This window comes from Corticibacter populi (assembly GCF_004217315.1).
Taxonomy (GTDB): domain Bacteria; phylum Pseudomonadota; class Gammaproteobacteria; order Burkholderiales; family Burkholderiaceae_C; genus Lampropedia; species Lampropedia populi.
In genome coordinates, this window is record NZ_SGWR01000003.1 from 251,108 (window position 1) to 266,640 (window position 15,533).

A 15,533-nucleotide genomic window follows, 5' to 3' on the forward strand; every position below is an offset into this window, starting at 1 on the left:
CCATGCGCAGGCGACAGCCAGTGTGGGACAAGCACCCGAGTCGCTCCCATGGGCTTGGCTGCCCGCCAACGATCGCCGGTTCGGGACCGTCGCATGGCCTGCACAAGGGGTATCCGCAAATGACCGAGCGCCGCAGCCCTGCAGGGGTGCGGCGCTCCGAAAGGCCTGTGGGCTCTGACCGGCGTGGCCGTTTTATCGCACCTGCAACTGCTGCAGCGCAGCGATGCGTTGCTCGATCGGCGGATGGGTGCTGAAGAGTTTGCCAATACCCCCGGCAATGCCCATGCTGGCGAGGTTCTTGGGCAGGTCCTCCGTGTTGAGGCCACCCAGGCGCGCCAGCGCCTTCTGCATCGATTGCGACTGGCCCATCAGTTCGGCGGCACCGGCATCGGCACGGAACTCGCGGTGGCGGCTGAACCAGGCCACGATGATCGCCGCCAGAAAGCCCAGCAGCGCATCCATGATGAAGACGGTGGCGTAATAGCCGATACCGTAGCCACCCTGGCTGTTGGAGTTGCGGTTGAGAAAGCTGTCGACGACGGCGCCGATGACGCGCGAAATGTAGATCACGAAGGTGTTCATCACGCCCTGGATCAGCGTCATCGTCACCATGTCGCCATTGGCCACGTGCGCCACCTCGTGGCCGATCACGGCCTCGACTTCCTCATGCGTCATGCTTTGCAGCAGGCCGGTGGAGACGGCTACCAGTGCCGAGTTCTTGAACGCGCCGGTGGCAAAGGCATTGGCCGGTCCATCGTAGATGCCGACCTCGGGCATGCCGATGCCCGATTTCTCGGCGAACTGTCGCACGGTATCGACCAGCCAGGCCTCATCACGGTTGCTGGGCTGGTTGATGATGCGCACGCCCATGCTGCGCTTGGCCATGGTCTTGCTCAGCAGCAGCGAGATGGTCGAACCGCCGAAGCCCAGGATCAGCGCCATGATCAGCAGGCCGCTTTGGCTTCTCGGGTCGATGCCCAGGATGCTGGTGACCAAGCCCAGAACCAGCAGCACCGCGAAGTTGGTGGCCAGGAAAAGGGCAATACGTTTCATCGGGTTTCCTCTTGCTTGTCAGGTTTGTCGGGGTTTGGCGGGTCCGTCAGGGAATCCGTGGGATCGGATGGCGTCATTAGAACAAAAACGCCAATTCCATGGCATTCCGTCGAGGAATGGGCGTCTGCACAACCTGACGCAAGCCAGCGCATATGGCCTGGGCGTCCCGTCACGGGTTTGCTGCCTCAGGTCGGGCCGGCGGCGTGTTTTTCAAGGCTGGCTGCCTCAGCGCCGCAGTGGCCGGAACACTTGCTCGTCCTGATAGAACGAGGCATCCGCGTTGGCGGGCCACCAGCCGGGTACGCCCAGCACCGGCAACGGCGTGAAGGGTTTGCCGGTCAGGCTGGCCTCGTCCAGCGCCGCTGTCAGCCATGCGCCCAGTTGCGGCAAGCTCGCGGGTGCTGCCGGTGCAGCTTCAGGCAGGCACAGCACATGGGCGGTGATGGACTTGCGGGGCTGACACAGCTGCTCCAGCAGGGCATGGCCGAACAGCACCAGCTGAGCCGCCTGCCACAGCGGTCGCAGCGGTCGCAGCGGGCCGAACAGCACATGCCATTGACGCTCGCACAAGGCTTGCCAGAGCGGCTCGGGCGCGAGCAACAGCGCCCCATTCTCATCGAGCAGGGTGCAGGCATCGCGCACCGGGCGGCGCTGCCCGCCTTGCCCAGACGCCCAGTCTGGGCGGCGACAGGCGTCTTGCCCACTGTATTTTTGACCTCCTGAGTGACCCACGAAAAGATCATGAACAGGTTCTTAGTGATTCATGTTCGGCCAAGCATACCGGAAGCCCTGTGCAGCCCGGCGCTGGTGAACGGCACTTGGTAGGCTCCCGGTCGGCACCTGGTTTGTTGCCAAGGCGACGCTGCGTCATGACCCTGCATGCGATGCTTGCCGGCAGGCCATGCATGCAGACATCCTTCAAATACCCCATCCAGCCGGCTTGGTGAGGTTTTTGAGGCTTGTGGGATTTGTGGGGCTTGGTCTTGTCGCCGACTTTCAATCAAACGGAGGAACTCCCATGAACGAGATGCAGCAGCGCTTTCATGACCGTGTGGCTGTGCGCCAGGACGATGATGGCATCGCCCAGGTGTGGCTGCAGCGTCCGGACAAGATGAACGCGCTCGATGATGCCATGTTGGCCGGCCTGGTGGCCGCGGGTGACTGGCTGCGCAGTGCCAAGGGGCTGCGTGCCGTTGTGCTCGCAGGCGAGGGCCAGGCCTTCTGCGCCGGGCTGGATATGGCCAACTTCAGCCGCATTGCCGAGGGCAAGGGCATGGATGTGGCGGCTGCCGCAGTGCGCGAACGCACCCACGGTGTGGCCAATCTGTTCCAGCAAGTCGGCTGGCAGTGGCGCGCGCTGGCGGTGCCGGTGATCGCTGCCGTGCAGGGCGTGGCCTTTGGCGGAGGGCTGCAGCTGGCGTTGGGCGCCGACATGCGCTACCTCGCCGCCGATGCCCGCCTGAGCGTGCGCGAAATCCACTGGGGCCTGGTGCCCGACATGGCCGGGATGCCCCTGCTGCGCGAACTGGTGCGCGCCGACCTCGCGCGCGAACTGGTGTTCACCGGCCGCATCGTGGCAGCCGAGGAAGCCTGCGCCATCGGGCTGGGCACTCGCTTGGTGCCTGACCCGTTGACCGCAGCGATGGAGCAGGCGTGTGCCATTGCTGGCTGCAACCCGGACGCCATTCGCGCCGGCAAGCGTTTGCTGAACATGAGTGCCGATGCCGGCACTGCCGAATTACTGCAGGCCGAGTCGCTGGAGCAATTGCTGCTGCTGGGTTCGGACCACCAGCGCGAGGCCGTGGCCGCCGCATTGTCCAGGCGCAAGCCGGTTTTTGTGGAGGATTGAAGCGGCAGACCCACTCCGTGGGTTTCCGGCCGCCCCGCCTGTGCTGCCAAAACATGGGGAGACGACAAGAGCAAGTCTCGTGAATGAATCGTTTGTGTGCATTTACGGAGCAGGAGGCTCGTGTTACAAATGCACACATGCACGACATCGCAGCCTCCGACCTCAAGACCATCCTGCACTCCAAGCGGGCGAACATCTACTATCTGGAGCATTGCCGCGTGCTGGTCAACGGCGGCCGGGTCGAGTACGTGACCGACGCGGGCAAGCGCCAGCTGTACTGGAACATCCCGATCGCCAACACCACCAGCATCCTGCTGGGCACCGGCACATCAATCACCCAGGCGGCCATGCGGGAACTGGCCAAGGCCGGGGTACTGGTGGGTTTTTGCGGCGGCGGTGGCACGCCATTGTTCAGCGCCAACGAAGTGGATGTGGAAGTGGCCTGGCTGACGCCGCAAAGCGAGTACCGCCCCACCGAATACCTGCAGGCCTGGGTGCAGTTCTGGTTTGACGATGAGTTGCGGCTGATCGCCGCCAAGGCGCTGCAAACCGCACGCATGCAAAGGCTTACCAACGAATGGAACCACCGCGCCCTCAAAGATGCCGGCTTCAACGCAGACACCAGCAGGCTGGCTGAACTGGTGGCGCGCACTCAGTGTGAAATCGAACGCGCGCAAGACACCATCGCCTTGTTGACTGAAGAAGCGCGGCTGACCAAGGCCCTGTTCAAGCTGGCAGTGGATGCCGTGGGCTATGGCGACTTCACCCGCGCCAAGCGCGGCAGCGGCACCGACCCGGCCAACCGCTTCCTCGACCATGGCAACTACCTCGCCTACGGTCTGGGCGCCACCGCCACCTGGGTGCTCGGCCTGCCCCACGGGCTGGCGGTGCTGCATGGCAAAACGCGGCGCGGCGGCCTGGTCTTTGATGTGGCCGATCTGGTGAAAGACGCCGCCATCCTGCCGCAAGCTTTTCTCTCTGCCATGCGCGGCGATGACGAGCAGCAGTTTCGCCGCAACTGCATCGACGCTCTCACGCGCAGCGAGTCGCTGGACTTCATGATCGACACGACCAAGGACATCGCACTGCAAACGGCACGCCTCGTTGCCCACCCTTCTGCCGGAGATGCGCCATGAATGTGTTGCTGATTTCCCAATGCAGCAAGCGCGCGCTGACCGAAACCCGCCGCATCCTTGACCAGTTTGCCGAACGCAAGGGCGAGCGCACCTGGCAGACCGCCATCACCCAGGCCGGGCTGGATACCTTGCGCAAACTGCTGCGCCAGACCGCCCGCAAGAACACCGCCGTAGCCTGCCACCGCATCGGTGGCAAGAACCACAGCGAGTTGCTGTGGTTCGTTGGCGATGCACGGCAATTCAACGACGAGGGCACGGTGCCGACCAACACCACCGCCAGCGACGTGTTGCGTGCCGATGATGAAAATACCTGGCACAGCCTGCGGCTGATCCAGCAGCTCACCGCGTTGGCCGCCTTGATGCACGATTTGGGCAAAGCCAGCGATGCCTTTCAAAGCCGTTTGAATGGTGCGTTGAAAGAGAAAAATCTGTACCGCCACGAGTGGGCGTCCGTGCGTATTTTTCAGGCTTTTGTCACGTCTTGTGGCTTGGACGGTGACGACGCGTGGCTCCAGGCTTTGGCCAATGCAAAAGCAGTCGAGCATACCGAAGCCTGGCTGCAGCAATGGATGGGCGATGCGTACTTGCTGCGCGATGGGCAGGACGGCCACATCACCGCCGAAAAGAACCCGTTTGCCGTGCTGCCGCCGCTGGCGCAAGCCGTGGCTTGGCTGATCCTGACGCACCACCGCTTACCCGCCGTGCCGTATAGCGCAACCGAAATGGTGGACACGAGCAAGCCGCTCTACCACGGCCGAAAACTCAGCGTGAACCCCGCCGACCTGCTCCGGTTGCTACAGCGTGTGAATGCGGACTGGAACGAGCCGTTTCATGCGCGCGATGCCGCCGCTGTGGCCGCCTACTGGCGCTTCTCCAAAGGACTGCCGGTCAGCACCGAAGCCTGGCGCGGGCGTGCTGCGCGCGCTGCGCAAGCCTTATTGCGCCAAGCGACTCGCGATACCGCCAGCCCATCAGACACTGTGAATGCCAAGGAACAACATGCACCGCAATTGCAGTGTTTGAACAACCCTTATGTGATGCAACTCTCGCGCCTGGCGTTGATGCTGGCCGACCATTACTACTCCGGCCTGGCTGACACCGCACTGCGTGTAGCAGGAGAGAAAAACTACCCGTTGTTCGCCAACACCGACCGCAAGACCGGCCAACGCCTGCAACGGCTGGATGAACACCTGCTGGGCGTGGAGCACCACGCCAGCCAACTGGTGCACGCCTTGCCAAGCTTCAGCCGCCAACTGGCGCATTTGCGCAGCCACCGTGGCCTCAAGAAACGCAGTGAAAACGCCCGCTTTCGCTGGCAAGACAAGGCGGCTGATCTGGCCGTCAGCGTGCGCGACCATGCCGCAGAACATGGCGCATTCATCGTCAACATGGCATCGACGGGCTGCGGCAAAACCTTGGGCAACGCGCGCATCATGAACGCGCTGGCAAACCCGCAGCACGGCTTGCGCTGTGCGTTCGCCATGGGCCTGCGCACGCTGACCCTGCAAACCGGCCGCAGCTTTCAACAAGACCTGGGCCTGGGCGATGATGAACTGGCCATTCAAGTTGGCGGTGCGGCCAGTCGTGAGCTGTTTGCATATTACGAAGCGCAGGCTGAAAAGACTGGCTCCGCCTCCAGCCAAGGCCTGCTGGATGAAAGCAGCCACGTGGTGTTCGAAGGCAACGACCAGCACCCGCTGTTGCACCACCTGGGGCATGACGGCGCGGCGCGCAAGCTGCTGGCCGCGCCCCTGCTGGTCTGCACCGTCGATCACCTGACGCCTGCCACTGAAAGCCTGCGCGGCGGCAAGCAGATTGCGCCGATGCTGCGCCTGATGAGTGGCGATCTGGTGCTCGATGAGCCTGATGACTTCGACATCGCCGATTTGCCCGCCCTGACCCGGCTGGTGCATTGGGCCGGCTTGTTGGGTGCGCGCGTGTTGCTGTCATCGGCCACTTTGCCGCCTGCGCTGGTCGAAGGCTTGTTCCAGGCTTACTGCGCCGGGCGGAAAAGCTACCAGCACAACCGGAGCGCCCGCCCACTCGAAGCGCCACGCATTGCCTGCCTGTGGGTGGACGAGTTCCACCAGCACCACGCCGAGTGTGCCGATGCCAGCAGCTTTGCAGCGGCGCATGCGCCTTTCGTGGCCAAGCGCAGCGCCAAGCTGGCCGCCGATGCACAAGCCAACCCGCGCAAATGGGCACAACTCCTGGCCATGCCAACGGATTTCCAGCGGCTCACGCAACAGCAGCGCCACCACAGCTTTGCCCAACTGCTGCAGGGTGCTGCCCTGGCACTGCACCGCGACCACCACAGCATCGACCCAGCCACCACCAAGCGCATCAGCTTCGGGCTGATTCGCATGGCCAATATCGCGCCGTTGGTTGAAGTGGCTTTGGCGCTGTTTGCGCTGGGCGCGCCGCAAGGTGTGTGTGTGCATCTGTGCGTGTACCACTCACAGTTCCCGCTGTTCGCACGCTCGGCAATTGAACAACGCCTGGATGCAGCGCTGAACCGCCGCCAGGAAAATGCCGTGTTCGAGATCGCCGAAATCCGCCAGGCCATCGATGCACATGATGAAGCCGATCAACTCTTCATCGTCCTGGGCAGCCCTGTGACAGAGGTGGGCCGCGACCACGATTACGACTGGGCCGTGGTGGAGCCATCGTCCATGCGTTCGCTCATCCAACTGGCAGGCCGCGTGCTGCGCCACCGCACCGGCAAGCCCGTAGCGGCACCCAACATCCTGATTTGCGACAGCAATCTGCGCCATTTCGAGCAGCCGGGCAAACCGGCATTCTGTCGCCCGGGCTTCGAGAGTCTGGACTTCCCCCTCAAGCCGCACCAACTGCAGGCGCTGCTCTCGCACCTGCTCGATGCCCGCCGACGCTTGGTGGTGGACGCCACACCCCGCATCTTGCCGCGCCCAGCCGAGCAGCGCAGCACCAGCGGTAGCCTGGTGGATCTGGAACACACCCGCATGGAAAAGCAGATGCTGCCGCCAGCGCCCCACACTGCGACAGGCCACCGGCGCAAAAGCCGATCCGCCGCAGCCCCCGCGCCAATAGCCACATCCAGCACGAGCCTGCCCGCGCCACCTGCCGAGTTCAACGCCAGCACCTTCTGGCATTGGCCAACGGTTCAGCTCACCGCCGCGATGCAGCAAAGCCAGGTTTTCAGGCAAGACAACGCCGAGTACGTCGACCTGGTGCTGCGCCCCAATGAGGACGAGGACGGCTACCTGCTCTACCGCGTGGCAGAGGGCGAGAAAAAGTGGGAACAGCTCTATGTGCTGGTCGATGGCGCATTGCTACAGCGCATTGCCGACAGCGCCGTCAACGGTCCCGGCATTGCACCGTGGGGGCATGGTGATGGACATGCCGACTTCTGGCAAGCCATGCAGGCACAGGCCGAAGCGATGGAGATGCCTGTCCACGACTTTGCCAAACGCTATGCAACCGCCAGTTTGCGCGTGAGTACGCAAGGCTGGCGATGGCATCCGGCGCTGGGGTTTGCTACCACTAAGTAGACAGTTCGCGCCCCAATCTAGTCTCTCAAACTGCCTGTACGGCAGGTCACATTGCGAATCAGATCCAGTACTTACTTTTCTGAGCTGCCTGTGCGGCAAGACCGCATTTTACGAAAGGAATGAATACTCGGTTGAGCCTGCGCTATACTAGACTTCTAGAGGATTTTCATTTGCGAAACAGATTCAATAATTACTGGATGTTGACTTCTTCGGTGGTGCTGCATAAAATTCGAGCCCATACAGGACGGCAATCCTGTATGGGCTCTTCGGCAAAGCTGCAAGAGAGGACTCCAACTAACCGCTAAATCAGAAAGGAGGTACGTCATGCGTCGAAAACGTAAACGTCGGAGGTAATTGACTCCCCATCCCAGAGCCGCAACAGCGCCGCTCTGGGATTCTACAGTTTTCCAATTCTCGGAAAGGAAGGAATCCCCATGTCTACGGGACAAACTCGCAGCGTTCGTAGCGCAATCCATACGTTTCTACATGATCGTCTGCAAGACAAAATTGACAAGCTTGCTGACGATGATCCCAAATGCTTTGATCTGAAGGAACAGTTTCAGCCAGCGGTTTGGCTGGAAGACGCTGCCCGACGCGTCAAGCAGATTCAGGCTGTGACCCATTCGCTCAAGCCTATTCATCCGGATGCGCGCGGCACCAATCTCTACAAACCACCTGCTCAGTTGCCAGAGCATGCATTGGTAGGCAGTCATTCTCTTGGCGAGAAGTTTGCAAGTGATGTAGTTGGCAACGCTGCAGCGCTCGATGTCTACAAGTTTCTAAAAATCGACGTCGATGGCGAAAGCTTGCTCGAGTTGTTGTTGAATGGTGATGATGCGACGCTCCATGCTCTCAGCGATGATCTGACGAAAGCAAGATCGTGGCGTGATGCATTCATCAGCCTGACTCAAGAGCGAAGCGCTAACGTCAGCAGTCACCCGCGCGCTAAACAACTTTACTGGATGGTTGGCAGCGATGCCAGCGCCAACGAGGACTACCACTTGCTGGCACCGCTGTACGCCACCTCGCTGGCTCATGCCGTGTACCAGGATGTGCAAGACGTGCGTTTTGGCGAAGCGAACAAAGAGGCGCGCTCTGCCAGGCGCGAAAGCAAGGGGCACGAGGGGGTGTTCCGTGACTACCCACAGCTGGCGGTGCAAAAGCTGGGTGGCACCAAGCCACAGAATATTTCGCAGCTCAATAGCGAGCGCGGCGGCAACAACTACCTGTTGGCATCCTTGCCGCCAAGCTGGCGCAGCCGTGTGCGTGAGCCCTGGGGCATTTGCTCCGTGATTGACGAAGTGCTGCTGCACCGTGATGGCGTCAAGCCCGGCATCAAGGCCTTTCTGGATTTCTTGTTGACGGACCCGCCCGCGAATGCCGACACCCGCAATCGGGTCGATGGCTACGTGGCCGCGCTGATTGATGAGCTGGTGCTGATGGGCGCTGAACTTCAGAGCGATTGGGCGCAAGCCTATGGCGCAACGTGGTCGGCCGACACGCGTTGCAAGCTGGTATCTGCGGAGCAACTCTGGCTTAACCCGCAACGGGCTGAAAAGGATGCGGACTTCAACACGCTGTGGCAAGCCATGGACTGGCCCGCCCAAATTGGCCATCGTTTCGGCAACTGGCTCAACGGCCAACTGGCAGGCAAGTTGCCGGTGGGCGAAGCCGAGCATCGCCAGTGGAAGAAAGAGCTGTTGCTCGATGAGAGCGAAGACGGCTGGGCCCAAGCCCTGCACGATGCGCGCACCGCCAATGCCGCGCCGCACACCATCCCCAGCCGCAAAGGAACTGCACCATGACACAGGCTTTGCATGCATTGACGAACAAGGGGTTGCTGGTGCTCCCGCATGTGCGCGTTCAAAACGCCAATGCGATTTCCAGCCCACTCACGCATGGCTTTCCTTCCATCACGGCGTTTTTGGGTTTGCAATGGGCGCTGGAGCGCAAGCTGGTGGATGCCGGCATCGATTCCCTGTTTTTCGAAAAAGTCGGGGTGGTTTGCCACTGGCATGAGGAGCAGGTGAGCGATGGCTTTGTCAAAACCTTCCGCCTGACGCGCAACCCGGTCGACAAGGACGGCAGCACCGCCGCCATCGTCGAAGAAGGCCGCATTCACCTGGACATCTCGCTGGTGTTTCAGGTCGGCGTGGCGGAAGACGCCGCAGAGAATCCGCTCGGCGCTGATCTTGCTGTGCGCCAGGCATTGGCGTGGAAGATTCGCGACCTGCTCAGCACCATGCGCATTGCAGGCGGTTCGGTCATCCACCACAAGCCGCAGCCAGGGCAGTTCATCACGCCATCGTTGATCTTGATGGATGCCGATGCGCAGAAACGCGCCGAGCAGTTCCGGCTGCTGCGCCGCCGCCTGTTGCCGGGATTTGCGCTGGTGGGCCGCGATGATTTGCTGGCGCAGCGCTTGACGCAATTGCAAGCGCAGGATGCAAACGCCACAACCTTGGATGCCTGGCTGGATTTGGCGCGCTTCAACTGGCGCAGCCACGAGAAACCGCTGGCGGATGGCAAAACCAAAATCGTCTGGTCACATGATCGCCCCAAGGACGCTGGCTGGTTGGTGCCCATTCCGGTGGGGTACGGCGCGCTGTCCGAGCTGTACGAACCCGGCCAGGTGGCCAACGCACGCGATGGCGAAACGCCGCTGCGCTTTGTGGAGAGCCTGTACTCCGTTGGCCAGTGGGTCAGCCCGCACCGCATGGACAACATCAGCGATCTGCTGTGGTGGGCAGACAGCCAGCCTGAACGCGGCCTGTATCGCGCCCGCAGCAGTTATGTGCCGCCAGAGCCTGAGCCAGACGCACCAGAAACGGCGCATGCGCCTGATGACAACGGCGAATCTGAATCTTCTCTGACCAACGCGGCGACCGCTGCATCGCATTGAATTTTGAATCTCGAACCGAAAGGAACCACCATGTCTTTGAAAACCGCTTCCGTCCTCGCATTCGAACGCAAGCTCGATCCTTCTGACGCGCTCTTGCACTCCGGCAACTGGGACGCCATCGGGCAATCCGCACCATGGCTGCCGGTTGCACTGCGCCCCAAGTCTGTGCGCGGCACCATCTCCAATCGACTCAAAACCAAAGACCAGGATCCAGCCAAACTGGATGCGGCGATTGAAAATCCCAACCTGCAAACGGTGGACGTTGCCACCCTTCCTGCCGATGCCGACACGCTCAAAGTCAGCTTCACCCTGCGCGTGTTGCCGGGCACCGGCACGCCGTCGGCCTGCAACAACGCCGACTACCAGGCCAAGCTCAAGGCCACCGTCGACGGCTATGTGCAGGCCAATGGTTTTGGCGAGCTGGCCAAGCGCTACGCACACAACCTGGCCAATGGGCGCTTTCTGTGGCGCAACCGCCAAGGCGCGGAGCAAGTGCGCATCGACATCGCCAAAATCGAACAGGGCAAGGCCGCGCAAAGCTGGCGTTTTGACGCACTAGCGCTGGGCTTGCGCAACTTTGAAGCAGGCAGCGCCGCCGCGGACCGTGACGCATTGGCTGCACTCATTGCCAAAGGCTTGGCAGGTGATGAGCATGTGCTGTTGCAAATTACCGCTTATGTGCGCGCCGGGGCAGGGCAAGAGGTATTCCCCTCGCAAGAGTTGATTCTGGAGCGTGGCCGTGGCGACAAAAGCAAAACGCTTTATCACGTCAACGATGTTGCCGCGATCCACTCGCAAAAACTCGGCAACGCCATTCGCACCGTGGACGACTGGTACGAAGGCGCAGGCGAGCTGGGCCCCATTGCGGTGGAACCCTACGGCTCCGTCACCACGCAAGGCAAGGCGTACCGGCAGCCGAAGCAAAAGCAGGACTTCTACAACCTGCTGGATGACTGGATTCTGAAAGACAAAGTGCCCGCGCTGGAACAGCAGCACTTTGTGGTGGCCGTGCTCATCCGTGGCGGCGTGTTTGGCGATGCCGGCAATTGATGCTGGAAAGCAGGGCCATTGCCATGACCACGCATTACATCGATATCCAACTGCTGCCAGACCCGGAGTTCAGCCCCACACACTTGCTCAGCGCTTTGGTGGCCAAACTGCACCGCGCATTGGCGGCGCAAGGCACCAACGACATTGCCATCGCCTTTCCGCAATACCAATTGCAGCCGCGCAGTTTGGGGCAAGTGCTGCGCCTGCTCGGGCCGGAGACCTCTCTGCAAACGCTGATCGCCAGCGACTGGCTGCGCGGCATGCGCGACCACACGCAACTGACCGGCATTGCCGCAGTGCCTGCGGAAGCTGAGCAGCGGCACCTTACACGCCGCCAGTTCAAGACCAGTGCAGAGCGCCTGCGCCGCCGCCGCATCAAACGCAAAGGCGAAACCGCCGAGCAAGCGGCCACAGCGATTCCCGATAGCGTGGAACGCCAGCCCGATTTGCCGTTCGTGCACCTGCGCAGCAGCAGTACCGGTCAGCCGTTTCAGCTGTTTCTGGCGTTGAGTGAACCGGTATCCGCTCCGGTACACGGCACATTCAATGCCTACGGATTGAGCGCCACCGCCACCATTGCGTGGTTTTGACCCTTTTTTCTGGTGCCATCTAAGCGCCTAGAAAAATCAATTGCTTAGCGAACATCCAAAATTTTGGGTGTTCGCTCTGTTTTTTGAACTTGTTCTTTAAAAATCAATGCATTGGGAGATTTAGAATCTTGTGACCTGCCGCACAGGCAGCTCAGAAATAGCCGAGGTCGCATTCTCTGGCGACTACAACGTGACCTGCCGCACAGGCAGCTCAGAAAAACCAAATCCACAGAGCCGCCAATATCCGTCTGTGACCTGCCGCACAGGCAGCTCAGAAATACGCCGTGCAGTCGGACTCACATGCAGCAACGTGACCTGCCGCACAGGCAGCTCAGAAACAGCAGTGAAAGCCCACGCCAGCAGGCGCAGGGTGACCTGCCGCACAGGCAGCTCAGAAATGGCGCTCGGCGATCAGCCGGAACTTAACTTCGTGACCTGCCGCACAGGCAGCTCAGAAACGCAATCGGCGTGGCCTGCGCACCCAAGTGAGGTGACCTGCCGCACAGGCAGCTCAGAAAATCAGGCCATTCGACTGTGAGCAGATGCTCCAGTGACCTGCCGCACAGGCAGCTCAGAAAATCGTCGCCATTCCCGTCATGACTGCCGCTGGGTGACCTGCCGCACAGGCAGCTCAGAAATTTTTTCCACTGACACAAATGATTAATTATGTGTGACCTGCCGCACAGGCAGCTCAGAAATGCAACACATACCAGCGGCCCTGGGCCCGAAAGTGACCTGCCGCACAGGCAGCTCAGAAACGGTGGCGCGGTGACCAAGTTCCCGGATAACGGTGACCTGCCGCACAGGCAGCTCAGAAATCGTCCCAGCGCTGGTAGAGCATGGTGCCGGCGTGACCTGCCGCACAGGCAGCTCAGAAATTCAAGCTCCCAGGGCGTCTTAAAGCGTTCGGGTGACCTGCCGCACAGGCAGCTCAGAAAATGAAGGACAAGTACCGCCGCTGATGTCCGGAGTGACCTGCCGCACAGGCAGCTCAGAAAAGTTCGAGATTCAGGCCGGAAGCGCTGTGGATGTGACCTGCCGCATAGGCAGCTCAGAAAAGCCGCTGCCCGAGTTTGAGCTTGTGTGCGGCGTGACCTGCCGCACAGGCAGCTCAAGCCAGAACCAAGAGATGAATAAAACCGATCCTGTGTGCAGCCGGTCATGCGTGCAGGCGCGCTCGAGAGCGTGAATTCCTTTGCAAGGGAGAGGCTGGCTCACCCACCCGCCACTGTCATGCGATTGACCAGCACCGAGCCGGTGGACTTGGCGCCGTAGTTGTAGACGTCAGCGCCAATGGCCTCGATGCCCAGGAACATGTCCTTGAGGTTGCCGGCGATGGTGATTTCCTCGACCGGATAGGCGATCTCACCGTTTTCAACCCAGAAGCCGCTGGCGCCGCGCGAGTAGTCGCCGGTGACATAGTTGACGCCTTGTCCCATCAGCTCGATGACGAATAGGCCGGTACCGAGCTTGCGCAGCATGGCCGGCAGGTCGTCGCCGGCCTGGGTGTGTTTCGATTGCAGCGTCAGGTTGTGCGAGCCGCCGGCGTTGCCGGTGGTCTTCATGCCGAGCTTGCGGGCGGTGTAGCTGCTGAGGAAGTAGCCCTGCACGCGGCCATCGCGCACCACCATGCGCGGGGCCACGCGCACGCCTTCGGCGTCGAACGGGGAACTGCCCTTGCCACCGAGGATGAAGGGGTTTTCCTCGATTTCGATGTGTACGGGGAAGAGTTTCTGGTCGAGTGAATCCTGCAGGAAGCTGCTGTTGCGGTAGAGTGCGCCGCCGCTGGTGGCCTGCACGTAGGCGCCGAGCAGGCCGGCGGCCAGGGTCGATTCGAACAGCACCGGGCACTGGCGGGTGCTGATGCGGCGTCCACCCAGGCGGCTGAGCGCGCGTTCGGCGGCATAGCGGCCCACGGTCTCCGGCGTGGCCAGGCGCTCGGCGTCGCGCATCGAGCTGTACCACGAGTCGCGCTGCATGCTGGCGCCGGTGCCGGCAATGGGCGCGACGGAGATGCTGTGGCGCGAGCTGGCATAGCCGCCGCGAAAGCCGTTGGTGTGCGCGGCGAAGAACTGGCTTTGCTGGGCCGAGACGCCGGCGCCTTCGCTGTTGGTGATGCGGCGGCTGGTGGCAAAGGCGGCGCCCTCGCAGCGCAGCGCGAGCGCCGCGGCGGCTTCGCTGTCGATGGACCAGGGATGGAAGAGGTCGAGGTCGTAATGCGTCTCGGGCGGCGCGATGTCGGCGCTGTCGGCCAGGCCGGCCTGCGGGTCTTCGGCGGTATAGCGGGCGATGTCGTAGGCCGCCTGCACGGTCTGGGTGATGGCCGCTTCCGAGAAGTCGGAGGTGCTGGCATTGCCGCGGCGCTGTCCGACATAGACCGTGATACCCAGCGATTTGTCCCGGTTGCGCTCGACGGTCTCGAGCGAGCCCTTGCGCACGCTCACCGAGAGGCCGCTGCCTTCGGAGACTTCCACCGCCGCGTCGCTGGCGCCGATCTGGTGCGCGCGCGCCAGGGCCAGATCGGCTAGCGCCTCGAACTGCTCGCGGGTGTAGGCAAAACCGCTCGGGGCAGGCTGGGCTGCGGCGGTTTTGCGGGCCTTGGCGGTGCGGGGTGCGGAGGGGGATTGTGTCGCTTGTTTCATGATGGCCGCTATGATACTTGGATGGTCGGCCCCGCGTAGGCGGCCCCCGCGCCGCCGCTGCCGCAGCGCCTGTTTCCATCACCACACCATGCCAAGAAAATCCACCAAAGGTTATTACGTCAAGGGCCACTTCGTGGCCGCAGGCAGCGAGCTCGACCAGCAGCTCAAGGTCGAGCTCAAGGGCACCGACATCAGCAAGACCGACAAGAAGCGCGAGAGCGAGGAACTGCAGGCGCTGGGTGAAGAGTTGCTGACGCTGCGCCGGGATCTCTTCACCAAGCTCGAACTGCCCGAGACGCTGGTGGGGGCGCTGGCGGAAGCGCGCCGCATCAGCAATTTCGAGGGCCGCCGCCGCCAGATGCAGTATGTGGGCAAGCTGATGCGCCGCCTCGACGAGGCCGCGATTGCCGATATCCGCGCTGCACTGGAGATCCAGCGCAATGGCAGTGCCGAGGAAAAGCAGGCCCTGCATATGGCCGAGCAGTGGCGCGAGCGCCTGCTGGCCGATGACGAGGCGCTGACCGCGTGGCTGGTCGAGCAGCCAGGCGACGATGTGCAGCAGCTGCGCACACTGATCCGGCAGGCCCGCAGGGATGCGCCCGGCCCCAGTAGCGCCGAAGTCTCGCAAGGGCTTGCGCCGCGCAAGGGCAAGGCCTATCGCGAGCTGTTCCAGTGGGTGCAGCGCGGCCTGCGTGCCCGTGCCGAGCAGCAGGAAGACCAGTTGCAGCACCGCGGCGATACTGACTGATACGAACAACGACCACCGCCGCGGCGCGTTCTT

At 62.1% G+C, this 15,533-nt stretch carries 11 protein-coding genes and 1 CRISPR repeat array; of the genes, 8 read left to right on the forward strand and 3 right to left on the reverse strand.

Translation table 11 applies throughout. The features are described 5' to 3' along the window. Positions 1-192 precede the first annotated feature (192 nt). Both htpX and EV687_RS12065 read right to left on the reverse strand, forming a co-directional pair. Positions 193-1,053, reverse strand: coding sequence for a protease HtpX (gene htpX, locus EV687_RS12060; RefSeq protein ID WP_122228382.1), 861 nt, complete (start codon positions 1,051-1,053; stop codon positions 193-195). Positions 1,054-1,278: 225 nt separating this feature from the next. Beyond that, positions 1,279-1,785, reverse strand: a complete 507-nt coding sequence (locus tag EV687_RS12065; RefSeq protein WP_122228379.1) for a DUF3025 domain-containing protein — start codon at positions 1,783-1,785, stop codon at positions 1,279-1,281. Between the two features lie 286 nt (positions 1,786-2,071). Here EV687_RS12065 and EV687_RS12070 point away from each other — a divergent pair, with 286 nt between their 5' ends. From EV687_RS12070 to cas6f, 7 genes are all read left to right on the forward strand, one after another. Further along, positions 2,072-2,902: a crotonase/enoyl-CoA hydratase family protein gene (locus EV687_RS12070; RefSeq protein WP_242612615.1), complete on the forward strand. Its 831-nt coding sequence runs from the start codon at positions 2,072-2,074 to the stop codon at positions 2,900-2,902. A gap of 137 nt (positions 2,903-3,039) precedes the next feature. Next, on the forward strand, positions 3,040-4,038 hold the full coding sequence (cas1f, locus tag EV687_RS12075) for a type I-F CRISPR-associated endonuclease Cas1f (RefSeq protein WP_122228376.1): 999 nt from the start codon (positions 3,040-3,042) through the stop codon (positions 4,036-4,038). Next, positions 4,035-7,568 (forward strand): type I-F CRISPR-associated helicase Cas3f, encoded by a 3,534-nt coding sequence (gene cas3f / locus EV687_RS12080; protein ID WP_122228373.1) that lies wholly within the window; start codon positions 4,035-4,037, stop codon positions 7,566-7,568. The genes cas1f and cas3f overlap by 4 nt, the downstream gene beginning before the upstream one ends. 434 nt (positions 7,569-8,002) lie before the next feature. After that, complete coding sequence (gene csy1, locus EV687_RS12085; protein WP_122228371.1) at positions 8,003-9,373, forward strand: type I-F CRISPR-associated protein Csy1; 1,371 nt, start codon at positions 8,003-8,005, stop codon at positions 9,371-9,373. 38 nt (positions 9,374-9,411) lie between these two features. Next, positions 9,412-10,470, forward strand: a complete 1,059-nt coding sequence (csy2, locus tag EV687_RS12090; protein ID WP_242612650.1) for a type I-F CRISPR-associated protein Csy2 — start codon at positions 9,412-9,414, stop codon at positions 10,468-10,470. Between the two features lie 30 nt (positions 10,471-10,500). Beyond that, entirely contained in the window at positions 10,501-11,520 is a 1,020-nt protein-coding gene (gene csy3 / locus EV687_RS12095) for a type I-F CRISPR-associated protein Csy3 (RefSeq protein WP_122228365.1), read from the forward strand. A 23-nt stretch (positions 11,521-11,543) separates the two neighbouring features. Then, entirely contained in the window at positions 11,544-12,110 is a 567-nt protein-coding gene (cas6f, locus tag EV687_RS12100) for a type I-F CRISPR-associated endoribonuclease Cas6/Csy4 (RefSeq protein ID WP_122228985.1), read from the forward strand. Between the two features lie 130 nt (positions 12,111-12,240). After that, positions 12,241-13,228: a CRISPR direct-repeat array (repeat unit 28 nt; unit sequence GTGACCTGCCGCACAGGCAGCTCAGAAA). Positions 13,229-13,324: 96 nt separating this feature from the next. On the opposite strand, the gene pmbA is transcribed toward cas6f, so the two are convergent. Further along, a complete protein-coding gene (gene pmbA / locus EV687_RS12105) occupies positions 13,325-14,752 on the reverse strand; it encodes a metalloprotease PmbA (protein WP_122228362.1) in 1,428 nt (475 codons plus the stop codon). An 88-nt stretch (positions 14,753-14,840) separates the two neighbouring features. Between pmbA and yjgA the strand changes: the two genes are divergently transcribed. Beyond that, the gene (gene yjgA / locus EV687_RS12110) at positions 14,841-15,500 is read left to right on the forward strand and encodes a ribosome biogenesis factor YjgA (protein ID WP_122228358.1); all 660 of its coding nucleotides are present in this window, start codon (positions 14,841-14,843) and stop codon (positions 15,498-15,500) included. Positions 15,501-15,533: the final 33 nt, after the last annotated feature.

Excerpts from the sequence above, each read along its gene's own strand:
- htpX (WP_122228382.1), bottom strand. The coding sequence starts at position 1,053 with ATGAAACGTATTGCCCTTTTCCTGGCCACCAACTTCGCGGTGCTGCTG.
- EV687_RS12070 (WP_242612615.1), top strand. The coding sequence starts at position 2,072 with ATGAACGAGATGCAGCAGCGCTTTCATGACCGTGTGGCTGTGCGCCAG.
- cas1f (WP_122228376.1), top strand. The coding sequence starts at position 3,040 with ATGCACGACATCGCAGCCTCCGACCTCAAGACCATCCTGCACTCCAAG.
- cas3f (WP_122228373.1), top strand. The coding sequence starts at position 4,035 with ATGAATGTGTTGCTGATTTCCCAATGCAGCAAGCGCGCGCTGACCGAA.
- csy1 (WP_122228371.1), top strand. The coding sequence starts at position 8,003 with ATGTCTACGGGACAAACTCGCAGCGTTCGTAGCGCAATCCATACGTTT.
- csy3 (WP_122228365.1), top strand. The coding sequence starts at position 10,501 with ATGTCTTTGAAAACCGCTTCCGTCCTCGCATTCGAACGCAAGCTCGAT.
- cas6f (WP_122228985.1), top strand. The coding sequence starts at position 11,544 with ATGACCACGCATTACATCGATATCCAACTGCTGCCAGACCCGGAGTTC.
- pmbA (WP_122228362.1), bottom strand. The coding sequence starts at position 14,752 with ATGAAACAAGCGACACAATCCCCCTCCGCACCCCGCACCGCCAAGGCC.
- yjgA (WP_122228358.1), top strand. The coding sequence starts at position 14,841 with ATGCCAAGAAAATCCACCAAAGGTTATTACGTCAAGGGCCACTTCGTG.